Annotated in this window: 22 protein-coding genes; 11 read left to right on the forward strand and 11 right to left on the reverse strand. The window is 68.0% G+C overall.

All coding sequences use genetic code 11. The annotated features are described in order from the left end of the window. Positions 1-142: 142 nt before the first annotated feature. Both JYG37_RS05880 and JYG37_RS05885 read left to right on the forward strand, forming a co-directional pair. Positions 143-607 carry a pilus assembly protein gene (locus JYG37_RS05880; protein ID WP_089488624.1) on the forward strand — a complete coding sequence of 155 codons (465 nt, stop codon included), beginning with the start codon at positions 143-145 and terminating at the stop codon, positions 605-607. Beyond that, entirely contained in the window at positions 604-1,050 is a 447-nt protein-coding gene (locus JYG37_RS05885) for a type IV pilin protein (RefSeq protein WP_089488190.1), read from the forward strand. The genes JYG37_RS05880 and JYG37_RS05885 overlap by 4 nt, the downstream gene beginning before the upstream one ends. 52 nt (positions 1,051-1,102) lie before the next feature. Here JYG37_RS05885 and JYG37_RS05890 read toward each other — a convergent pair whose 3' ends face one another. The 3 genes from JYG37_RS05890 to JYG37_RS05900 all read right to left on the reverse strand — a co-directional run bounded on the left by JYG37_RS05890 (position 1,103) and on the right by JYG37_RS05900 (position 2,402). Further along, positions 1,103-1,546: a DUF3318 domain-containing protein gene (locus JYG37_RS05890; protein ID WP_050011733.1), complete on the reverse strand. Its 444-nt coding sequence runs from the start codon at positions 1,544-1,546 to the stop codon at positions 1,103-1,105. 43 nt (positions 1,547-1,589) lie between these two features. Further along, a complete protein-coding gene (locus JYG37_RS05895; protein WP_050011732.1) occupies positions 1,590-1,979 on the reverse strand; it encodes a phage holin family protein in 390 nt (129 codons plus the stop codon). A gap of 120 nt (positions 1,980-2,099) precedes the next feature. Beyond that, entirely contained in the window at positions 2,100-2,402 is a 303-nt protein-coding gene (locus JYG37_RS05900) for an ElaB/YgaM/YqjD family protein (protein WP_006494044.1), read from the reverse strand. A gap of 317 nt (positions 2,403-2,719) precedes the next feature. On the opposite strand from JYG37_RS05900, the gene JYG37_RS05905 reads away from it, so the two are divergent. Then, positions 2,720-3,358, forward strand: a complete 639-nt coding sequence (locus JYG37_RS05905; protein ID WP_006476788.1) for a peroxiredoxin — start codon at positions 2,720-2,722, stop codon at positions 3,356-3,358. Positions 3,359-3,480: 122 nt separating this feature from the next. On the opposite strand, the gene JYG37_RS05910 is transcribed toward JYG37_RS05905, so the two are convergent. After that, positions 3,481-4,668, reverse strand: a complete 1,188-nt coding sequence (locus JYG37_RS05910; protein WP_050011731.1) for an acyl-CoA dehydrogenase — start codon at positions 4,666-4,668, stop codon at positions 3,481-3,483. Positions 4,669-4,844: 176 nt separating this feature from the next. Here JYG37_RS05910 and JYG37_RS05915 point away from each other — a divergent pair, with 176 nt between their 5' ends. Further along, a complete protein-coding gene (locus JYG37_RS05915; RefSeq protein WP_050011730.1) occupies positions 4,845-5,636 on the forward strand; it encodes an IclR family transcriptional regulator in 792 nt (263 codons plus the stop codon). A 145-nt stretch (positions 5,637-5,781) separates the two neighbouring features. Then, positions 5,782-6,192, forward strand: coding sequence for a GFA family protein (locus JYG37_RS05920; protein WP_050011729.1), 411 nt, complete (start codon positions 5,782-5,784; stop codon positions 6,190-6,192). A 175-nt stretch (positions 6,193-6,367) separates the two neighbouring features. Here JYG37_RS05920 and JYG37_RS05925 read toward each other — a convergent pair whose 3' ends face one another. Next, positions 6,368-7,171 carry an EAL domain-containing protein gene (locus JYG37_RS05925; protein ID WP_050011728.1) on the reverse strand — a complete coding sequence of 268 codons (804 nt, stop codon included), beginning with the start codon at positions 7,169-7,171 and terminating at the stop codon, positions 6,368-6,370. Between the two features lie 352 nt (positions 7,172-7,523). Between JYG37_RS05925 and JYG37_RS05930 the strand changes: the two genes are divergently transcribed. From JYG37_RS05930 to fahA, 5 genes are read left to right on the forward strand one after another with little or no spacing between them, the layout of a single operon-like run. Next, entirely contained in the window at positions 7,524-9,185 is a 1,662-nt protein-coding gene (locus JYG37_RS05930) for an FAD-dependent oxidoreductase (RefSeq protein ID WP_050011727.1), read from the forward strand. A 28-nt stretch (positions 9,186-9,213) separates the two neighbouring features. Continuing rightward, positions 9,214-9,444, forward strand: a complete 231-nt coding sequence (locus JYG37_RS05935; protein ID WP_050011726.1) for a DUF2783 domain-containing protein — start codon at positions 9,214-9,216, stop codon at positions 9,442-9,444. After that, positions 9,441-10,799: an MFS transporter gene (locus JYG37_RS05940; RefSeq protein ID WP_050011725.1), complete on the forward strand. Its 1,359-nt coding sequence runs from the start codon at positions 9,441-9,443 to the stop codon at positions 10,797-10,799. The genes JYG37_RS05935 and JYG37_RS05940 overlap by 4 nt, the downstream gene beginning before the upstream one ends. A gap of 16 nt (positions 10,800-10,815) precedes the next feature. Continuing rightward, positions 10,816-12,150, forward strand: a complete 1,335-nt coding sequence (hmgA, locus tag JYG37_RS05945) for a homogentisate 1,2-dioxygenase (protein ID WP_050011724.1) — start codon at positions 10,816-10,818, stop codon at positions 12,148-12,150. Further along, positions 12,147-13,451 carry a fumarylacetoacetase gene (fahA, locus tag JYG37_RS05950; protein WP_089488194.1) on the forward strand — a complete coding sequence of 435 codons (1,305 nt, stop codon included), beginning with the start codon at positions 12,147-12,149 and terminating at the stop codon, positions 13,449-13,451. Before hmgA ends, fahA begins: the two co-directional genes overlap by 4 nt. Before the next feature lie 161 nt (positions 13,452-13,612). On the opposite strand, the gene JYG37_RS05955 is transcribed toward fahA, so the two are convergent. From JYG37_RS05955 to JYG37_RS05975, 5 genes are all read right to left on the reverse strand, one after another. Then, on the reverse strand, positions 13,613-14,773 hold the full coding sequence (locus JYG37_RS05955) for an MFS transporter (protein WP_050011722.1): 1,161 nt from the start codon (positions 14,771-14,773) through the stop codon (positions 13,613-13,615). 93 nt (positions 14,774-14,866) lie between these two features. After that, a complete protein-coding gene (locus tag JYG37_RS05960; RefSeq protein ID WP_050011721.1) occupies positions 14,867-16,036 on the reverse strand; it encodes an MFS transporter in 1,170 nt (389 codons plus the stop codon). A gap of 222 nt (positions 16,037-16,258) precedes the next feature. Continuing rightward, positions 16,259-16,996, reverse strand: a complete 738-nt coding sequence (bluB, locus tag JYG37_RS05965) for a 5,6-dimethylbenzimidazole synthase (protein ID WP_124555684.1) — start codon at positions 16,994-16,996, stop codon at positions 16,259-16,261. A 172-nt stretch (positions 16,997-17,168) separates the two neighbouring features. After that, positions 17,169-18,167, reverse strand: a complete 999-nt coding sequence (locus JYG37_RS05970) for a 2-hydroxyacid dehydrogenase (RefSeq protein WP_050011719.1) — start codon at positions 18,165-18,167, stop codon at positions 17,169-17,171. 30 nt (positions 18,168-18,197) lie between these two features. Further along, positions 18,198-19,181 (reverse strand): LysR family transcriptional regulator, encoded by a 984-nt coding sequence (locus tag JYG37_RS05975; protein WP_050011718.1) that lies wholly within the window; start codon positions 19,179-19,181, stop codon positions 18,198-18,200. 747 nt (positions 19,182-19,928) lie between these two features. On the opposite strand from JYG37_RS05975, the gene JYG37_RS05980 reads away from it, so the two are divergent. Beyond that, complete coding sequence (locus JYG37_RS05980; RefSeq protein WP_050011717.1) at positions 19,929-21,140, forward strand: pyridoxal-phosphate-dependent aminotransferase family protein; 1,212 nt, start codon at positions 19,929-19,931, stop codon at positions 21,138-21,140. Between the two features lie 36 nt (positions 21,141-21,176). Here JYG37_RS05980 and JYG37_RS05985 read toward each other — a convergent pair whose 3' ends face one another. Next, positions 21,177-22,112 carry a helix-turn-helix domain-containing protein gene (locus tag JYG37_RS05985; RefSeq protein WP_050011716.1) on the reverse strand — a complete coding sequence of 312 codons (936 nt, stop codon included), beginning with the start codon at positions 22,110-22,112 and terminating at the stop codon, positions 21,177-21,179. Positions 22,113-22,191: the final 79 nt, after the last annotated feature.

Here is a 22,191-nt window from a genome sequence, read left to right on the forward strand (position 1 = left end):
GCGCACCGTCGCGAGCGGAGGCGACCCGCAGCAGGCCGCATGCGTCGGCGTTCAGGCGATGACCCCGCGCGAGCCCCATATGCGTTTCCGGCCCGCTCGCCGCGCGTGGCGTCGCGATGCAGGCCTTGCATTGCCCGCGGTGATCGCGGTCGGCGCAGCAGTCGCGGCACTGACCGGCACATGGTTCGACGCCGCATTGACGGAGTCGCGCCGCACCCGTGCGTTGTCGGATCGGCTGATCGCATTCCACGCGGCCGATGCCGCGCTGGCCGCGTGCACCGCGCGATTGTTGCGCAGCTCGGCACCGTACGTGAACGAAAGCGACTCGCATGCGGAGCCCGACGCCTGGCGGCGCATGCCGCCGCTGGCGGCTGCCGAAGCGTTCGCGCCTTTCGCCGAATGGCCGATGGCCGCGCAACCGCCGCGATGCCTGATCGAGGCGTGGCGGCGTCCGTCAGCGCAGGCCGGCGACCGCGCTTACCTTGTCACCGCGCGTGGCGTCGGCGCGCACGCGTCGAGCGCCGTGTGGCTGCAACACCAGGTCGCGATACGCGACGGCCACGTCGTCGTGCTGCGCTGGCGTCGTGTCGCGGCGGTGCTTCGATGAACGGCCGCCTGCCGCTGTGCCGAGCGGCCGGCTTCACGCTGATCGAGCTGATGATCGTGCTCGCGATCGTCGCGGTGCTGGCCGGGTGGGGTATCCCGTCGTATCGCGAGCATGTCGTGCGGGTTCACCGCGCGACGGCGGTGTCCGCGCTGTACCGTGCGGCCCAATATCTTGAAACGCTGGACGGCGCGCCGCCCGCGGCGTTGCCGGACGCGCTCGCGCAGGCGCCGCCGGACGGGCATGCCGTGTATCGATTGACGCTCGGGCGGCCGGATGGCGACGACTCGCCGGTGAGCTACGAACTGGCGGCGACGCCGCTCGACACCGGGCCGATGCGCGACGATGCATGCGGCACGTTCACGCTGCGCTCGGACGGGACGAAAGGCAATGCAGGAAGCGAAGGTGTCGACGAACCGGGCGCTGTCTGCTGGGGCCTGCGCTGAGTTCGCCAGGAGGGTGCGCAGCGGCGCATGGCCGCGCGCGGGATGCCGACGGTCAGTCGTCGCGTGGGTCGAGCCCGCGCTCGTCGCGGGACTGCTTCCAGATCCGGTAGACCTCCCATGCGGCGAAGCCGAGCGTGCCCCACTTCAACGCGGGGCCCGTGCTCGCGCGCAGCAGCGAGCGAACGGGTTTCGCCAGCACGAGCGATGCGAGCGAACTCAGCATCGGATACTGGTTGACGAGCTGGCCTAGGCTTGCGTTCAGGTTCTTGGCCGACTGGCCGAACCTGCTGGTCGACAACCCGGGGATGAACACCTTGAGCCAGCTGAAGCGCGTGACGGCGTGGCGCATTTCGGCGGCGGCCTCCGCAAATTCGAGCCGCTCGACTTCGGATCGCAGGATCAGCAATTCCTTGCGGAGCGCGCGGTGCTGCGACGCGCTCCAGTTCGATCGCGACGAATGGGAGCGGGAGGGATTGCCCGTGATGTTCTGGCTCATGGCGCGTCGGCGAAGTAGGTGGAAGGGACGAGCGCGAGGGCGCTCACGGCTTGCCGCGGAACAGGTCGCGGTCTTTCTCGAGCTCGGCGAGCGTCGCCTCGAATACGGTCGGCGCGTCGCGCAGGCCCGAGCGCGCCTTCAGCGCGCATGCGATGCCGCCAATGGCATACAGCGCGGTGATCGCGGCGAGCGCCTGCCAGCGGTAGGTATCCCAGAACGCGATCGCGATCAACACGGTCAGGCTGATGAGCGCCATCGTCGCGAGCATCATCGCGGCGAGGCCGAGGAACAGCACGCCCATCAGGCGCTCCTTCTCCTCGGCAAGCTCGATGCCCACCAGTTCGAGGCGCGTCTGCAGAAGGCCGATCGCGGAGCCGACGAGGCGGCGCAGCGGTCCTTGACCGGACGGCTGCGAGGAGGTGTCTGTCGTCATGGATGAGAGGCTTGCGCGTGCACTAAGCAGCTAGGACCAAGCCGGCCGGCGCAGGCCGGCTGGCTTCGACGCCCGCGGGCCGCGCGCCGCGGCCCGCGGGACGAAACGGCGCAGAGCGCGTTACTTGCGGTTGATCAGCAAGCCGATCAGCACGCCGACGCCGGCGGCCACGCCGATCGACGTCCACGGATGCTCGTGCACGTAGTCGTCGGTCGCGCGCGCGGCCTTCTTGCCTTTCTCGACCACCACGACCTGGACGTCGGCAGCCTTTTCCTTGGCCTGCTTCAGGCGAGACATGGCCTTCTCGCGCAGCTCGGCCGCACGGTCGCCCGTGCTGCTCGCTGCTTGCTTGAGCAGGTCTTCGGCGTCCGAGAGAACGGTTTTGATATCCGACATCAGTTTCTCCTTGTTGATTTCCGACATTGCAACTCCCTTCGTGCTGTCATGCTGCAGGTTCACATCGTAGCGAAACCCCTGCCTGCTGGCGAGCCGGGAAGACACACGGCGGCCGCGCAAGACTGCATGGTAAACGACTTGTAATCATGAACAGAGCGTCAAAGGATTGAAAAGTTTCCCTTGCCGCCCACCGTCCTGCCACGACGCCGGGTAAAAATGACAAAAAAGTATGAATATCAAACGGAATATTCGTTCGCACGACCCATGGCTTCCCGTAAGCTGATGGACTGCCCCGCGCTGTCCGGCGCGCGGTTTCAACCAGCATCGTTCGAGGAGGGAACATCATGAGTCTGCGTCTTGGTGACATCGCACCGGATTTCGAGCAGGAATCGAGCCTGGGCACCATCAAGTTTCACGAGTGGCTCGGCAACAGCTGGGGCGTGCTGTTCTCCCATCCGGCCGACTACACGCCGGTGTGCACGACCGAACTCGGGCTGACCTCGAAGCTGAAGGGCGAATTCGAGAAACGCAACGTGAAGGTGATCGCGCTGTCGGTCGACGGCGTCGAATCGCACAAGGGCTGGATCAACGACATCAACGAAACGCAGTCGACGGTCGTGGGCTTCCCGATCATCGCCGACGCGGACCGCAAGGTGTCGCAGCTGTACGACATGATTCACCCGAACGCGAACGAAACGCTGACGGTGCGTTCGCTGTTCGTGATCGACCCGAACAAGAAGGTGCGGCTCACGATCACCTATCCGGCCAGCACGGGGCGCAACTTCGACGAAGTGCTGCGCGTGATCGATTCGCTGCAACTGACCGACAATTACAAGGTCGCGACGCCCGGCAACTGGAAGGATGGCGATGACGTCGTGATCGTGCCGTCGCTGCAGGATCCTGAAGAGCTGAAGAAACGCTTCCCGAAGGGCTTCAACGCGGTGCGTCCGTATCTGCGCCTGACGCCGCAGCCGAACAAGTAAGCATCGGCGGCCCGGAGCCGCGGCTCCGATGACATAAGGCCCGCCCGGCAGCGATGCCGGGCGGGCCTTTTACCTGGCGGCGCGTGCGCGGCATCGCCGCCGTCCGCGTGATGGCCGGATCGTCAGAAGAATGCCTGGATGCCCGTCTGCGCGCGGCCGAGGATCAGCGCGTGGATATCGTGCGTGCCTTCGTACGTGTTGACCACTTCGAGGTTCACGAGATGGCGGGCGACGCCGAATTCGTCGGAGATGCCGTTGCCGCCGAGCATGTCGCGCGCGAGCCGCGCGATGTCGAGCGCCTTGCCGCATGAATTGCGCTTCATGATCGACGTGATCTCGACGGCCGCCGTGCCTTCGTCCTTCATCCGGCCGAGGCGCAGCACGCCTTGCAGGCCGAGCGTGATTTCGGTCTGCATGTCGGCGAGCTTCTTCTGGATCAACTGGTTCGCGGCGAGCGGCCGGCCGAACTGCTGGCGGTCGAGCACGTACTGGCGCGCGGTGTGCCAGCAGGACTCGGCCGCGCCGAGCGCACCCCATGCGATCCCGTAGCGCGCCGAGTTCAGGCAGGTGAACGGGCCGCGCAGGCCGCTCACGTTCGGCATCAGGTTCTCTTCGGGCACGAACACCTCGTCGAGGACGATCTCGCCGGTGATCGACGCGCGCAGCCCGACCTTGCCGTGGATCGCCGGCGCCGACAGGCCCTTCCAGCCCTTCTCCAGGATGAAGCCGCGGATCGCGTCCTTGCCGTTCTCTTCCAGCTTCGCCCACACGACGAACACGTCGGCGATCGGCGAGTTGGTGATCCACATCTTCGCGCCGGACAGCGAGTAGCCGCCCGGCACCTTCTTCGCGCGCGTGACCATGCTGCCCGGATCGGAGCCATGGTTCGGCTCGGTCAGGCCGAAGCAGCCGATCCATTCGCCGGTCGCGAGCTTCGGCAGGTATTTCTGCTTCTGCGCGTCGGAGCCGAATTCGAAGATCGGCACCATCACGAGCGACGACTGTACCGACATCATCGACCGGTAGCCCGAATCGACGCGCTCGACTTCGCGCGCGATCAGCCCGTAGCTCACGTAGTTGAGGCCGGGGCCGCCGTATTCCTCGGGAATCGTCGGGCCGAGCAGGCCGACCTCGCCCATTTCGCGAAAGATGGCCGCGTCGGTGCGTTCGTGGCGGAACGCTTCGGTGACGCGCGGCGCGAGCTTGTCCTGTGCGTACGCTTGCGCGGCATCGCGGACCATCCGCTCTTCTTCGGTCAGTTGCTGGTCGAGCAGCAGCGGATCGTCCCAATGAAAAGTTGCAGCACTCATCGTCTCATCTCCTGTCGGCCCGAGTTAGCGCTTCAGCGCTTACTCGGGCCCCATGCTTTGCGGTCGGCCCGAGTTGGCGCTTCGGCGCTTGCTCCGGGCTGATACCTGAAGTTCGCTTGACTTGCGTTCCGCTATGCGGAACAATGTTTTGCAAATCGACCTCAGTGTAGCACCGGATGACACTTTCAACCATCGACGACACCCCCATCGACGAGCGCAAGTTCGTCGTCGCGCTCGCGCGCGGGCTCGACCTGCTGCGCGCCTTCCGGCCCGGCGAGACGATGCTGGGCAACCGCGATTTCGCGGAACGCACGGGCCTGCCGAAGGCGACGGTGAACCGGCTCGCCTATACGCTGACCGTGCTCGGCTATCTGCGCTACGACGAGACGCTCGGAAAGTATGCGCTGGACGCCGGCGTGTTGTCGCTCGGCTACGCGCTGCTGTCGGGCTCGGGGACGATCGATCTCGCGCGGCCGCACATGCAGGCGCTCGCGCGCGAAATCGGCGCGGCCGTGTCGCTCGGCTGCCGCGACGGGCTCGACATGATCTATCTGGAGACGATCCGCAGCGAGACCGCGCTGACGCTCGGGCTCGCGCCCGGCTCGCGGCTGTCGATGCTGACGAGCTCGATGGGGCGCGCATACCTGGCCGTGCAGCCGGAGGACGTGCGCCGCGCGCTCTATGCCGAACTGCATCGCGCGGCCGGCGGCGCGGCCGACGCCGATGCACTCGTCGTGGCCGCGCAGCACGCGGTGGCCGAGTTCTCCGAAGGCGGATGCTGCTATTCGTTCCGCGCGTGGCATACGGACGTGAACGCGGCGGCCGTCCCATTTCGCGAGCCGCGCGAGGGGCGCTGGCTGATCCTGAGCTGCAGCGGCCCCGCATCGTCGATGGACGAGGACGTGTTTCGCATGCAGGTCGGGCCGCGACTGAAGGCGCTCGCGCAGCGGCTCGGGCAGACGGTCTGAGCAACCATCGCGCGGGTGTTGCCGTCGCGCGCCAACCGGTTTGTTCGCGGCGAGTGCGGGGAGCGGACGCGTTGCCGTCGCGTATTGCGTGACGGGCGAACCGCGCTCATCATCGTTCGCCTGCTTCCCGACGACGAGGCCTGCCATGGCGCACCCCGAACCGATGGAAGGCGGATGCGCGTGCGGCGCGATCCGCTACCGTATCGCCGACGTTCCGACCGATGCCGGCTTTTGCCACTGCCGGCTCTGCCAGCGCACGACCGGCGCGGCGGTCGTCGCATCGGCATCGGTGCCGATCGACGCATTCGAATACCTGCAGGGCGAACCGGCCGTCTACGCGTCGAGCGCATGGGGCGAGCGGCGCTTCTGCGGCCGTTGCGGCGCGCAGCTCGAATACCGGCGCGCCGACGCGCCGCGGACGGTCGAGATCAATTACGCGACGCTCGACGAGCCGTCGCGGCTGCGTCCGGCGTGGCACGTCTGGTACGGCGACCGTTTCCCGGGCATCGGGATCGACGACGATCTACCGAAGTACGACGACGGTGGTAGAGAATAGGCCGCACATCGGTGTCGAGCGCGCGCACAAGCGCCTTCGACCTTTCTGCGTGAACGAACGAACAAGGAACTGGCCGCCGCGCCACGTTACGTGCTGAAACCCGGTTCCCTGAGCAACACGACACCGGAGTCCGCCATCCGGCGTGCCGCTCCCGGGCGCCTTCCCCGCCGATCCCTCAGACCGTCACGACCTTCGCGAACACCGGCCCCTGCATGAACCGCACGTCGTGCTGGCGCAGCAGCTCGCACTGCGTCTCGTCGATGACGCCGTCGAAGATCAGCGGAATCCGCACGCGCTGCGCATAGGCGACGAGCGCCTTGACCATCCCGTCGCGCAATGCGATTCCCGCATCCATCTTGATGTAGTCGGGGCGCGCCATATCCGATTCGACCGCGAGGATGCGGCCGGGGTCGGGCAGCTTGTCCGCGACCTTGAAACCGTGATGCTGGTAGCTGCGCGTCAGGTAGCCGAGGAACGTCTTGTGGGCGACCGCGACCGCCGGCAGCTCGATCACGATCCGCTCGGTCGGCAGCCCGAAGCGCTGCAGCACCGACGAGAAATGCTTGCCGTGGTCGTACTTCACGCTCTTGAGCAGCCGCTCGTGCACGCGCAGGAACAGCAGCCCGTGGCGCTGCGCGCCGAAGAAATTGATCGCGTGCAGCGCGCGCGACAGGCGGTCGATCGCGACCAGCGTCTGGTCGTCGACGGCCGCGTCGACCGGATCGTGCTGCGCGCCGGTGACGAGCGTGACGGCCTGAAAGCCGAGCTCGTCGCCGTAGCGCTCGATCGCGTCGGCGAACGACGTCGATTGCGGCGAGCCGGGCATCGTCACGTCGTAGATCGGCTCGTACGCGCTGGCGAGCGTGCGCTCGGGCAGGTTCGCGCACGCGGTCCCGCCTTCTGCAAGCGCGAGGTGCTCCCGCAGATACGGCAGTTGCCCGGCACGGGTGACCAGCTCGGGGATGGTAGGCGGAATCATCGGCGTGAAAAGGAAAAATGGCGGCCGAAAGGGCCGCCTCGTTGACTTGATATTAGCAGTGCGCGCCGCGCTCGGCTTGCCGTTTCACTCATATGGTTATCCCGTTCCCGAGCGCGCGATCAGGGTTTACGTTGATTTCACTATTCGTAATTGGTTTTACTATTCGTAAATCCAGGATTTGTCGCCGATCAAGAAACGCGGCAGGCAGGCGCCGAGAAACGGCGCCGTTCAAGAATCAACAGGAGCAAGGAGCGAGACGTGGCGGTTGACAGGACAGGCGGGCGCACGCGCCGGCGGCAGACGGACGGGACGACGGGCGCGGCGGTGCGCGCACGGCGCGGTTGACGCGCGGATGGCGACCATGAGCATCGATTACCAGACGCTGAAATTCGAGTACCGCGCCCGCGTGCACGACGCGGCCGTCCACCCGGTGATCGTCGTCGGCGCGGGCCCGGTGGGCCTCGCGGCCGCGATCGATCTCGCTCAGCACGGCGTGCCGGTCGTGCTGCTCGACGACGACGACACGCTGTCGACCGGCTCGCGCGCGATCTGCTTCGCGAAGCGCACGCTCGAGATCTTCGACCGGCTCGGCTGCGGCGAGCGCTTCGTCGACAAGGGCGTGAGCTGGCACGTCGGCAAGGTGTTCCTGCAGGACGAGCAGCTTTACGCGTTCGACCTGCTGCCCGAGGAAGGGCATGCGCGCCCGGCGTTCATCAACCTGCAGCAGTACTACGTCGAAGGCTATCTGGCCGATCGCGCGTTCGAACTGCCGAACATCGACATCCGCTGGAAGCACAAGGTGACGGGCGTCGACCAGTCGGCCGAACACGCGGTGCTGACGATCGAGACGCCGGACGGCGTCGCGACGCTGCGCGCGCAGTACGTGATCGCGGCCGACGGCTCGCGCAGCCCGATGCGCACGATGATGGGCCTGGAAAGCCGCGGCCGCACGTTCAAGGACCGCTTCCTGATCGCCGACGTGAAGATGAAGGCGGAGTTTCCGACCGAGCGATGGTTCTGGTTCGATCCGCCGTTTCACCGCAACCAGTCGGTGCTGCTGCATCGCCAGCCGGACAACGTGTGGCGCATCGACTTCCAGCTCGGCTGGGATGCCGATCCGGTCGCCGAGAAGCAGCCGGAGCGCGTGATTCCGCGCGTGCGGGCGCTGCTCGGGCCGGATGTCGAGTTCGAGCTCGAGTGGGTGAGCGTCTACACGTTCCGCTGCCAGCGGATGGACACGTTCCGCCACGGCCGCGTGCTGTTCGCGGGCGATTCCGCGCACGGCGTGTCGCCGTTCGGCGCGCGCGGCGCGAACAGCGGCGTGCAGGATGCGGACAACCTCGCGTGGAAGCTGAAGCTGGTGCTCGACGGCCGTGCACACGATCGCCTGCTCGACACCTATGCAAGCGAGCGCGAGTTCGCGGCCGACGAGAACATCCGCAACTCGACGCGCTCGACCGACTTCATCACGCCGAAGAGCACGGTGTCGCGCGTGTTCCGCGATGCGACGCTGAAGCTTGCGCGCGACTGCGAGTTCGCGCGCAAGCTGGTGAACAGCGGGCGCCTGTCGGTGCCGGCCGTGCTGGCCGATTCGCCGCTCAACACGCCGGACCGCAACGGCGACACGTTTGCAGGCGCGATGCGGCCGGGCGCGGCGGCGGCCGATGCGCCGGTGCGCGTGCAGGGTGCGCCGGGCTGGCTGCTGCAGCATCTGTGCGGTGGCTTTACCGGCGTGCTGTTCGGCTTGCCGGGCGACGCGGCCGCGCTCGCGCAGGCCGTCGACGGCCTCGCGCTGCCGGTGCGGCCGGTCCTCGTCGTGCCGGCCGGGCACGCGCAGCCGGTGGCCGGCATCGACGTCGTGGAGGACGTCGACGGCCTCGCCGCGCGGCGCTACGACGCGCAGCCCGGCACGTTCTACCTGCTGCGTCCCGACCAGCACGTGTGCGCACGCACGCGCACGCTCGACCGTCAGGCGATCGCCGACGCACTGGCGCGCGCGACCTGCGCATGCTGAATACGATAAAGACACCGGAGACACCGTCATGCCCCCACTCGACACCCGCCCGCGCCTGGCCGACCCCGACGCGTTCTACGAAGCGCTGATCGACATGCATCGCGACCTGTCGGATGCCGACAGCCAGCTCGTCAACGCGAAGCTGATCCTGCTGCTCGCGAACCAGGTCGGCGACGCCGACGTGCTGCGCGAAGCGATGGCGCTCGCGCGCCAGGGCGTGACGCCGCCCGTGCATCCGGCCGCCGAGGTCGAGCAATGAGCGCGGCGGCCGATACGCGCGTGCTCGAAGTCGAGCGCGTGATCGACGAGACCCATCGCCCGGGCTTTCACGCGATGCTGCTCGCGCTGTGCGGGCTGTGCCTCGTGATCGACGGTTTCGATGCGCAGGCGATGGGCTACGTCGCGCCGAGCGTGATCGCCGAATGGGGCGTGCCGAAGCAGGCGCTCGGCCCCGTGTTCAGCGCGAGCCTGTTCGGGATGCTGCTCGGCGCGCTCGGGCTGTCGGTGCTGGCCGACCGGATCGGGCGGCGCCCGGTGCTGATCGGCTCGACGCTGTTCTTCGCGGTGACGATGCTCGCGACGCCGTTCGCGAGCTCGATCCCCGTGCTGATGGCGCTGCGCTTCGTCACGGGCCTCGGCCTCGGCTGCATCATGCCGAACGCGATGGCGCTGGTCGGCGAGTTCAGCCCCGCCACGCATCGCGTGAAGCGGATGATGATCGTGTCGTGCGGCTTCACGCTCGGCGCGGCGATCGGCGGCTTCATCAGCGCGGCGCTGATTCCGGCGCTCGGCTGGCGTTCGGTGTTTTTCGTCGGCGGCGCGGTGCCGCTCGTGCTGACGATCGCGATGGTCGCGCGGCTGCCCGAATCGCTGCAGTTCCTGGTGCTGAAAGGGCGCGTCGCGCAGGCGCGCGACTGGCTCGCACGGTTCGCGCCGCAAGCCGGCATCGATGCGAATACGCGGCTCGTCGTGCGTGAACGTGCAGCGAGCGGTGCGCCGGTGGCCGAGCTGTTCCGCCATGGCCGCCTGCCGGTCACGCTGCTGCTGTGGTCGATCAGCTTCATGAACCTGATCGACCTGTACTTCCTGTCGAACTGGCTGCCGACCGTGATGCGCGAAGCCGGCTATTCGCCGGGCACGGCGGTGATCGTCGGCACGGTGCTGCAGACGGGCGGCGTGATCGGCACGCTGTCGCTCGGCTGGTTCATCGAACGTTACGGCTTCGTGCGCGTGCTGTTCGCCTGCTTCGCGTGCGCGGCCGTGTCGGTGGGACTGATCGGCTCGGTCGCGCATGCGTTGCCGTGGCTGCTGGTGGTCGTGTTCGCGGGCGGCTTCTGCGTGGTCGGCGGACAGCCGGCCGTGAACGCGCTCGCGGGCCAGTATTACCCGACGTCGCTGCGCTCGACGGGCATCGGCTGGAGCCTCGGCATCGGCCGGATCGGCTCGGTGCTCGGGCCGCTCGTCGGCGGACAACTGATTGCGCTCAACTGGTCCAACGGCGCGCTGTTCCACGCGGCCGCGGTGCCGGTGCTGTGCTCGGCGCTGTTCGTGCTGGGCCTGGCCGGTGTGACGCGGCGCAACGGCGCGCTGGCGCCGAACGCCGCGATGAATTGATGGAGAAAGGAAAACGATGACGCTTGACCTGTCGAAACCGGCGACCGCCGGCTACCTGAGCGGTTTCGCGAACGAATTCGCGACCGAGGCGCTGCCCGGCGCGCTGCCGCACGGCCGCAACTCGCCGCAGCGCGCGCCGTACGGGCTGTACGCGGAGCAACTGTCGGGCACCGCGTTCACCGCGCCGCGCGGCCACAACCGCCGTTCGTGGCTGTACCGGGTCCGTCCGGCCGCCGTGCACCGACCGTTCGAGCCGTACGCGGGCACGCAGCGGCTCGTGTCGGAATTCGGCGATTCGACCGACGTGCCGCCGACGCCGCCAAACCAGCTGCGCTGGGATCCGCTGCCGATGCCGGTCGAGCCGACCGATTTCGTCGATGGCCTCGTGACGATGGCCGGCAACGGGTCGGCCGCGGCGATGAACGGCTGCGCGATCCACCTGTATGCGGCCAACCGGTCGATGCAGGACCGCTTCTTCTACAGCGCGGACGGCGAGCTGCTGATCGTGCCGCAGCAGGGGCGGCTCTTCATCGCGACCGAGTTCGGCCGGCTCGACGTCGAGCCGTTCGAGATCGCGGTGATTCCGCGCGGCGTGCGTTTTGCCGTCGCGCTGCCGGATGGCGACGCGCGCGGCTACATCTGCGAAAACTTCGGCGCGCTGCTGCGCCTCCCGGATCTCGGCCCGATCGGCTCGAACGGGCTCGCGAACCCGCGCGACTTCCTGACGCCGCAGGCCGCGTACGAGGATCGCGAAGGCGCGTTCGAGTTGATCGCGAAGCTGAACGGCCGGTTGTGGCGCGCGGACATCGGCCATTCGCCGCTCGACGTCGTCGCGTGGCACGGCAACTACGCGCCGTATAAATACGACCTGCGCCTGTTCAACACGATCGGCTCGATCAGCTTCGACCATCCCGATCCGTCGATCTTCCTCGTGCTGCAGTCACAGAGCGACACGCCGGGCGTCGACACGATCGATTTCGTGATCTTCCCGCCGCGCTGGCTCGCGGCCGAGGATACGTTCCGCCCGCCCTGGTTCCACCGCAACGTCGCGAGCGAGTTCATGGGGCTCGTGCACGGCGCGTACGACGCGAAGGCCGAGGGCTTCGTGCCGGGCGGCGCGAGCCTGCACAACTGCATGTCGGGCCACGGGCCCGATGCGGACACGTTCGAGAAGGCGTCGGCGAGCGACACGACGAAGCCGCACAAGGTCGACGCGACGATGGCGTTCATGTTCGAAACCCGCACGCTGATCCGGCCGACGCGCTACGCGCTCGACACCGCGCAGCTGCAGGCCGACTACTTCGAATGCTGGCAAGGCATCAAGAAACACTTCAATCCGGAGCAAAAGTGAGCGATACCCAAGACTGGCGCGCGACGCTCGACCCGGCTCGCAAGAGCTGGATCGATACCGCGAACGATCCCGCCTGCGATTTCCCGATCCAGAACCTGCCGTTCGGGATCTTCAGCGATGCGAAGCAGGGCGCGCGCCGTGCGGGCGTCGCGCTCGGCGACCAGATCGTCGATCTCGCGGCGCTCGCGCGTGCGGGCCTCGTGACGCTGCCGGCCGGCGCCGATGTATTTGCCGCGCCGACGCTCAACGCGTTCATCGCGCTCGGCCGCGACGCGTGGCGCAGCGTGCGCGTGCAGCTGTCGGCGCTGTTCTCGCGCGACAACGCGACGCTGCGTGACGATGCGGCGCTGCGCGCGCAGGTGCTCGTCGCGCAGCGCGACGCGGCGCTGCATCTGCCGGTCGACATCCCCGGCTACACCGATTTCTATTCGTCGAAGGAGCATGCGACCAACGTCGGCTCGATGTTCCGCGATCCGAAGAACGCGCTGCTGCCGAACTGGTCGGAGATGCCGATCGGCTACAACGGCCGCGCGTCGTCGGTGGTCGTGAGCGGCACGCCGGTGCGGCGCCCGAACGGGCAACTGAAGCTGCCCGACCAGGAGCGTCCGGTGTTCGGCGCGTGCCGCAAGCTCGACATCGAACTGGAAACGGGCTTCATCGTCGGCAAGAACAACGCGCTCGGCGAGCCGATCGCGTGCGAGGACGCGGAAGCGCATATCTTCGGGATGGTGCTGCTGAACGACTGGAGCGCGCGCGACATTCAGCAGTGGGAATACGTGCCGCTCGGCCCGTTCAACTCGAAGGGGTTCGCGACGACGATCTCGCCGTGGATCGTCACGCTCGACGCGCTCGAACCGTTCCGCGTCGCGCAGCCGGAGCAGTCGCCGCAGCCGCTCGCGTATTTGCGGCATGCGGGCAAGCATGCGTTCGATATCGCGCTGGAAGTGACGCTGCGGGCGGAGGGCGCGGCCGACGCGACGTCGATCTGCCGCACGAACTTCAGGCACATGTACTGGACGATGGCGCAGCAGCTTGCGCATCACACGGTCGCCGGCTGCAACACGCGCGTGGGTGACCTGATGGGTTCGGGCACGATCAGCGGGCCGACCAAGGATTCGTTCGGCAGCCTGCTCGAACTGACGTGGAACGGCAAGGAGCCGGTCGCGCTGAACGGCGGCGGCAGCCGCACGTTCATCGAGGACGGCGATGAGCTTACGCTCGCCGGCTGGTGCCAGGGCGACGGCTATCGCGTCGGCTTCGGCGCGTGTGTAGGCAGGATTTTGCCGGCGCGCGGCGCGTGACGGATCGCAGCGCCGGACGTTACGTGTAGGCTACGCGTCGTCCGGAAGGACAGGGCGGCCCGCGTTGCGCGGGCCGTTTTTCGTTGACCGCGGGACGGGCACGAGCGGGCCGAGGCGTATCGGTGCATGGTGCTGCGCGCCAACGCCAACGCCAATTTGCATCAGACCGCGCGCTGCACCGCTGCGCGTCCCTCCCACAACGCGGCCGCAACGAACGCGGCCACGCACGCGACCAGCACGCCGACCAGCGCGTTGCTGCCCAGTTGCTCCATCAACGCGCCGGCCACCAGCGGGCCGCCGAAGCTCGCGGCGCTCCACGACGCCGACACGAGCGAGCTCGCGGTGACGAGCGCCGCCCCGCGGAAACGCTCGCCGCACGCGACGAGCGACAGCGTGTAGATGCTGCCGGCCGCCGCGCCGAGCACGAACAGCAGCGGCCAGCACAGCCACGGATTCGCGATCACGAACGGCAGTAGCGGCAGGCCGGCCAGCACGATCCAGCCCGCGCCGAGGTGCACGCGTTCGCGGCCGAGCTTGTCCGCGAGCCAGCCAATCGGGAACTGCATCGCGGTATCGCCGAACAGCATGATCGACGCGAGCAGCACGGCGGTCGCGCTCGCGACGCCGTGATCCATCGCATAGAGCGGCAGCAGCGACAGCGCGAGCGTGTCGAACAGCGCGAAGAAGCCGGTGCCGATGATCAGCGCGGGCATGCGCGGCAGCACGTCGAGCCAGCGGCCGTGCGCTTCGTGATGCGCGTCGTCGCCGGCGAGCGGCGCACGGCGGATCGTCGCGAGCGTCGGCAGCGCAAGCAGGAACAGCGCGCCGCACAGCGCGAAGCGGAGGCTCGTCGCGCCGGCGATCTGGCTGACGAGCACGGGGCCGGCCATCTGGAACAGCGTGAAATTGGTCGCGTAGATCGCGACCACGCGGCCGCGCGTCGAATCCTCGGCGAGCTGGTTGACCCACGCTTCGCCGATCGTGAACAGCAGCATCAGCGCGGCGCCGCACAGCACGCGCAGCACGCCCCACAGGATCAGGTTCGACGTGAACTGCATCAGCGCGGTGGCGGCCGCGAGCAGCACGACCGACACGACGATCGCGCGGCGCGCACCGATGTGCCGCGCGAGCGCGGTGACGAACGGGACGACCGCGAGGCCGCCGAGGGCCTGCGCGGCGGTCAGCATGCCGACGACGTGGGTGCCGTGCCCGGCTTCGGTCAGTGCAAGTGCGGTGAGCGGCAGTGTGGCGCCGGTGCCGAGGCCGACGACCGCGACGCTCAGGATCAGCGCGAGGAAATCGCGATTGAGAATGGCTTTCATCGGCCGCGATGCTACACCGCGACCGGTGAAAGGTCCATGAAGGCCGTCAGGTTCGGATGGCGTTGTGTCCGCAACGATCTCAGCAGGGTTGCGTCACACGTATTCGGTCGGCACGACCACCGGCCGGCGTTCGAGCGACGCCGACCACAGCGTGAGCGCGAGCGCCGCGACGGCCATCGCGACGCCGACCCACGGCAGGCTCACGAGCGACACGCCGGAGCCGATCGCCATCCCGCCGAGCCATGCGCCGGTCGCGTTGCCGAGGTTGAACGCGCCCTGGTTCAGCGTCGACGCGAGGTTCGGCGCGTCGCTCGCGCGATCGACGATCATGATCTGCAGCGGCGGCACGATCGCGAACGCGAGGATGCCCCACACGAAAACCGTCGCGAGCGCGGCGAACGGCAGATGCATCGTGCCGGCGAACAGCGCGAGGACGATGCCGATCAGCGCGAGCGTCGCGATCAGCGACGGCATCCGGCGCCAGTCGGCGAGCTTGCCGCCGAGCGTGCCGCCGACCGTCAGGCCGAGTCCGAACAGCAGCAGCACGTAGGTGACCTGATGCGGCGAGAAGCCGGTCACGTCCTCGAGGATCGGCGCGATGTACGTGAACACGCTGAACAGGCTCGCGGACGCGAGCACGCTGATGCCGAGCACCATCAGCACCTGCGGGTGCTTCAGCACGCTGAATTCGCGCGTGATGCTGGTGTCGGGCATCGCGAGGTTTTTCGGCAGGCACACCGCGAGCACGGCGGCCGCGGCGATGCCGATGCCGGTGACGGCCCAGAACGTCGCGCGCCAGCCGAACGCCTGGCCGAGCGCGGTGCCGAGCGGCACGCCGAGCACGTTCGCGAGCGTGAGGCCGGTGAACATCAGCGCGATCGCCTGCGCGCGGCGGTTCGGCGCGACGAGGTTGCTCGCGACCACCGAACCGATGCCGAAGAACGCCCCGTGGCAAAACGCGGTGACGACGCGCGCGGCCATCAGCACCGCGTAGCCGGGCGCGATCGCGCAGAACAGGTTGCCGGCGATGAACAGTCCGATCAGCCCCATCAGCGCACGCTTGCGCGGCATCTTCGCGGTGACGATCGCGAGGATCGGCGCGCCGATCGTCACGCCGAGCGCGTAGCCCGACACGAGCATCCCGGCGGCCGGGATCGACACGCCGAGGTCGCGCGCGACATTGGGCAGCAGCCCCATGATCACGAATTCGGTGGTACCGATTCCAAATGCGGCGACGGCAAGGGCGAAAAGAGGCAGGGGCATCGCGGTAGGCTCGGGAAAGGATGCCGCTCGAGCCGGGCGCGGGATGCGCGGGACGGGCGGTCGATGAGGCGAGAGTCAGCCGCGATTCTACTTCAGTGAAAACCCTGATGCTTGGGGCCAAAATGGGTGTTGCCGGCGTGCGACGGGGCGGCGCGCAGGGTGCTCACAGTGTGGGATCGACGGCGATTCAGCAGCGAGGCGACGGCTGCGGCCGAATGTGGATCAGGCGATGCGTTCGGGCGACCCGTCGGCCATCGCATCCGATGGTTTTTTCTTTTCAGTCTCGACTGGCGCCGCCGCCGATCCGGCCCCGTCGATCGCCGCCGGCTCGTCCCAGCCGTTCTCGAACAGGCATGCTTCGATCGGCATCCGCGCGGCCCAGCGTTCTTCTTCGAGCATCGGCTTCGCGTAGAACGCGTCGACGTGCCCGACGCAGAGCACGGCGATCGGCTTCGCGCCGTCGGGCATCCGCAGCAGCGTGCGCAGCGCATCGACGTCGAACAACGACACCCAGCCCATCCCGAGCCCTTCGGCGCGCGCCGCGAGCCACATGTTCTGGATCGCGCACGCGGCGGAGGCCAGATCCATCTCCGGCAGCGTGCGGCGGCCGAACACGTGGCGTTCGCGGCCGTCGGCGAGCGCGACGACCAGCAACTCGCCGCATTCGCGCACACCTTCGACCTTCAGCCGCATGAATTCGTCCTGGCGCTCGCCGAGTGCGTCGGCGGTCGCGCGGCGCTCGGCGTCGACCAGCGCATGAATGGCGGTGCGCAAGGCGGGATCGGTGATGCGGATGAAGCGCCACGGCTGCATGAAGCCCACGCTCGGCGCGTGGTGCGCCGCACGCAGCAGCCGCGCGAGTACGGCCGGATCGACGGGCGCCGGCGTGAAGTGACGCATGTCGCGCCGTTCGAAGATGGCGCGGTAGACAGCGGCGAGGTCGGAGTCGTCGAAACGCATGAGCGGACAAGGCAGGGAAGGACGTCGGCGCAACGATAGCAGACCGCGCGCTCGAAACGTTACTTCAACCGAAACAATGCGCTGAATTGTTGACGAAGGTGAGTGCGCTTCGCGGCGCGAGGCGTAAGCAAACGATTGCGAATGCGCCGCAAGCCCTCAAATGGGCGGTTTTTCAGCGATTTGCAATTACGACGTTCTGCGGCGTCCGCGCATGCCACGCCTCGATGTTCAGCAGCGTCGTGTGCGCGATCTCGGCCAGCGCCTCGCGCGTGAAGAACGCCTGGTGCGACGTGACGATCACGTTCGGGAACGTCAGCAGGCGCGCGAGCACGTCGTCCTGCAGCGGCAGGTCCGAGTGATCCTCGAAGAACAGCCCGCTTTCCTCCTCGTACACGTCCAGCCCGAGATGGCCGAGCTGGCCGCTCTTGAGCGCGTCGATCAGCGCCTGCGCATCGACGAGGCCGCCGCGCCCCGTGTTGATCAGCATCGCGCCGTGCTTCATCCGCGCGAGCGTGCGTTCGTTGATCAGGTGGTGCGTCGACGGCAGCAGCGGGCAATGCAGGCTGACGATGTCGGCGTGATGCAGCAGCTCGTCGAGTTCGACGTAGCGCGCGCCGAACGCGATCAGCTCGTCGTCGTACGGCGGCACCGAGTGCGCGAGCACGTGCATCCCGAAGCCCATCATGATCTTCGCGAACACGCTGCCGATGATGCCGGTGCCGATCACGCCGACGGTCTTGCCGTGGAGGTCGAAGCCGAGCAGGCCGTTCAGCGAGAAATCGCCTTCGCGCGTGCGCGCGACCGCGCGCGGCAGGCGGCGGTTGAGCGCGAGGATCAGCGCGACCGCGTGCTCGGCCACCGCGTGCGGCGAATACGCGGGCACGCGCACGACCGTGATGCCGAGCCGTTCGGCGGCGGCGAGGTCGACGTGGTTGAAGCCCGCCGAGCGCAGCGCGATCAGCCGCGTGCCGCCGTCGGCGAGCCGTTCGAGCACGGCCGCGTCGACGGTGTCGTTGACGAACGGGCAGACGACGTCATAGCCGTGCGCGAGGATCGCCGTTTCCGCGTCGAGGTGCGACGGCTGGAAGTGCAGCCGATAGCCGAACTGCCGGTTGGCGGCGGTGAACGAATCGTCGTCGTACTGCCGGCTGCTGAACAGGATCACGCGCACGCTGCACCTCCGATGGCTGACGCGCGCAGTTTACTGCAGGCCCGTGACGATGTCGGAGCGTTCGGGGCCGCGCACCGGCCGCAGGAAGTCGTAGTCCGTCTGCCCGCGGGCGGCCGGCGCGCCGAAGTGCTCGAGCGCGTGCTCGACGAAGCTGCGCGTCCGGGCCGGCACGTACTGGCGGTTCGGATAGACGAGCGACAACTGCGCGTCGGGATCGTCGATCCGGTAGCCGGCCATCAGCCGCACGAGCGTGCCGTGGTTGAGCGCGTCGGCCACGCACGGCTCGGGCAGCACCGCGATGCCGGCGCCGGCCACGGCCGCCGCCTGCACGAGCGCGAGCTGATTGACCGTGCAGGCCGGGCGCACCGTGACCGTATGGGCGACGCCGTCGTGACCGACGAGTTGCCACGTCGGCGCGTGCTGGTGCGCCGCGAGCGTGACCCAGTCGTGGCCCGGCAGGTCGTCGGGCACGCGCGGCTCGCCGCGGCGGTCGAGATACGCGGGCGCCGCGCACGCGACGAACGGGTTCGGCGCGAGCGCATGGCCGATCAGCGACGGGTTGCCGTCGAGCCGGGTGCCCGTGACGATGCCGACGTCGTAGCCCGAATCGAGCACGTCGAGCGGCCCTTCGGCGACGGTCAGCTGCACGCGCAGCTCCGGGTAGCGGTGCCGGAAGCTGCTGACGAGCGGCGTCAGCGCGAGCGGCGACAGCAGCCCCGACGCGACGACGCGCAGCGTGCCGGCCGGTTCGCGCACGGCATGCGCGACGGACGATTCGAGGTGGTCGAATTCCTCGAGCAACGCACGGCAACCGTCGAGGTAGCGCACGCCGGCCTCGGTAAGCGACAGGTTGCGCGTGGTGCGATGGATCAGCCGTGTGTTCAGGTGGCCCTCGAGCATCGCGATCGAACGCGTGACGAGCGCATTGGACACGCCGAGATGGTGCGCCGCGCGCCGGAAGCTTTGCTGCTCGGCGACGCAGACGAATACACGCATGGTCTGAATCTGGTTCATGGCTTGCGTATTTCTGGCCCGGTTGATTGATTTTGGTTGTGATTTATCGCCGCGCAACGTCGAAAGCGCATCGCGCGGCCCCAGCTCTCCCTCGTCTCGAAAATAGAATTTTCGATTCCGCAGATGATTGTTCAATAAAGAACAGATATCCGTCAACCTGAGAAAACGGGCGGCTTGCGTAAAATCGAAATCGCGAGTACCCGTTTAACGCTGCAATGCAGCAAGCGCGGGGCGGCAAAACCGGCATGGTATTGGAGTATGCGCGGTTTCTTGAAAAATATCTTTTTTAATCAGTATGTTGGGAGAAATTTTGGCAGCCCGTGGCGCAGCGCTTTCGGCGTCGTTCCCCAATACATGCTGCAATAGTGGATGTTTTTTCCACGTTCGGATTTTGTGTATCGCATTCGTTCCGCGATTTGTATCAGGTGGTCGGTAAATTTCGTTCCATCCGCGAATGAGGCTGAACTGCCGTTTTCGACGAATCATCTCGATATTGGCGGAGAAAATCGTGCGTTCGGAACCCCGAGTGGAACCGTTTCGCGGCCGGCAGGCAATCCCTTTTCAATCCGGCCAGCCATCGCGGGCGCGGTGTGCGGCCGGCTGGCCCGGTCCGGCGACCGGGCCACCGTCGCGCTGTCCGGACGTGCGCGCCTCTTGCGCGAGGCGGCGGAACACGGAATGATCGATGAGTTGGCCGCGCCGTGCTACGGGCGTCCGGGCACTTCCTTTCCTCATCCTTTTCCAGCCATGTCCATCGATTATTCGCCGATTCCCTGTCCCGTCGTCGTGCCGCTCGACGCGATCCTGCCCGAAGAACCGCTGCTGATGATGGGAGCCGGCCCGGTGCCGATCCCGGCCGCGGTGGCCAAGGCGAACACGATCGTGATCAACCACCTCGGCGCGACGATGGCGAAGATCATCGAGCAGGTGAAGGAGATGGCGCGCTACGTGTTCCAGACCCGCACGAAGTGGGTGCTCGGCGTCGCGGGCCCGGGCTCGGCCGCGATGGAAATGGCGATCTCGAACCTCGCCTGGCGCGGCACGCGCGTGCTGTCGATCCGCAACGGCTTCTTCAGCGCGCGGATGGCCGAGATGGCCACGCGCGTCGGCGCCGACGTCGCGACGCTCGAAGTGGCCGACCGCGCGGTCGCGAGCCTCGACGAGATCGCCGACGCGATCGCCCGCGAGCAGCCCGAAATCGTCACGATCGTGCAGGGCGAGACGTCGAACACCGTCTGGAACCGCGACCTGCGCGACATCGCCGCGCTCGCGAAGGCGGCCGGCGCGCTGGTGGTCGTCGACGCGGTGTGCACGCTGTCGACGATGCCGCTCGAGATGGATGCGTGGGGCATCGACGCGGTGATCACCGGCGGCCAGAAGGGGCTGTCGTCGATCCCCGGCGTGTCGCTGATCGCGTTCTCCGATGCCGCGTGGGACCGCATGAAGCATCGCCCCGAGCCGAACGCGCACTGGTGCCTCGACATGGCGCTCGCGGAGAACTTCTGGCACAACGCCGGCTATCACTACACGGCGCCCGTGTCGGGCGTGCTCGCGCTGCACGAGGCGCTGCGGCTCGTCTGCGCGGAGACGCTCGAAAGCCGCTTCGCGCGCCACCTGCGCTGCTCGCTGGCGCTGCAGGCGGGCGTCGAATCGATGGGGCTCAAGCTCTATGCGCCGAAGGACTGCCGGCTCAATTCGGTGGTCGGGATCGAGACGCCCGAGGGGCTCACGCCCGGGATGGTCTGCGGCCATATCTCGAAGCAGTACCAGGTCGAGATCTCCGGCTCGTTCGGCTTGCCGATCGTGCGGATCGGGCAGATGGGCGAGCAGTGCCGCGAACACAACCTGTTCCGCACGCTGCATGCGTTCGGCCGCACGATGGTCGACCTGAAGGTGCCGGTCGACCTGCCGGCCGGCGTCGCGGCGCTCGAACAGGAACTGTCGCGGCGCGGCGCGTAAGCGGGAGCAGCGAGGAAACGAGGAAGCGGGCCGCGCTCAGCGGCCCTGCATCGCGCGCCGGTACGTATTCGGCGTCGTGCCGTGCGCGTCGCGAAAGCGATGGCTGAAGTGGCCGGCGTTCGCGTAGCCGCAGTCGGCCGCGATCTGCGCGAGCGGCAGCGCCGTCGTGCGCAGCAGCTCGCGGGCGCGGGCAAGCCGTTGCTCGGCCACCCATGCGTGCGGCGCGCGGCCGAACGACAGCCGGAACATCCGCGAGAAATGGTATTCGGACAGCGCGGCAACCTCGGCGAGTTCGCCGAGCGTCAGCGGCTGCGTGAGATACGTGTCGATGTAGTCGCGCACGCGGCGGCGCACGGCCGGCGCGAGCCCGCCGCGGAACGACGTGTCGGTGCGCGTCGTGCTCTGCCCGCGCAGCAGCAGGCTCAGCACGTCGTGCGCGGTCTCGTTCACGCGCAGCCGGTCGTCCGCATCGTCCCAGCCGTCGAGCGCGAGCGAGCGCAGCAGCGCCGCGACGCGCGCATCCTCGAAATAGGTGCGATCGGCGAGCTTCAGCTCGCGCGGTTCGCGATCGAGCTCGCGGATCGCGCGCTGCGTGAAGTGCTCGGGCAGGAAATACAGGTGGATGAAATGCATTTCGCCGCGCACCCACCAGCGCGATTCGTGGTCACCCGGCAACGCGCACAGCAGGCTCGGCGCGCCGTAGCGCGGCACGCGCTGGCGCTCGGTCCGGTAGCCGCCGTCGAGGTAGCACGACAGCGTGTGGTGGCCGGGCTGCTCGTAGACCGTCTCGCTTTCGTCGGTGATCCGCGTCCATTCGGCGATCGCGAGGTGGTCGCCGAGCCACGCGAAGCGCTCGAGCGTCGCGTTCGCGTCGGCGAGCGTGCGGCACACCGACTGCAGGCCGAACGGCAGATCGCCGCCAGCCAGGGCGGTGGTGCGGTCGACGGGCGGGGCGCAGAGGGAGAGACTCATGATGGGCCGAGTATAAGCGGGCGCGCGGCGCCGCGTGCGGCGTCCCGAAAAAGACCGCAATTCCGGACAATCGGCGCGC

The sequence above is a fragment of the Burkholderia sp. LAS2 genome, from assembly GCF_018417615.1.
Classification (GTDB): domain Bacteria; phylum Pseudomonadota; class Gammaproteobacteria; order Burkholderiales; family Burkholderiaceae; genus Burkholderia; species Burkholderia sola.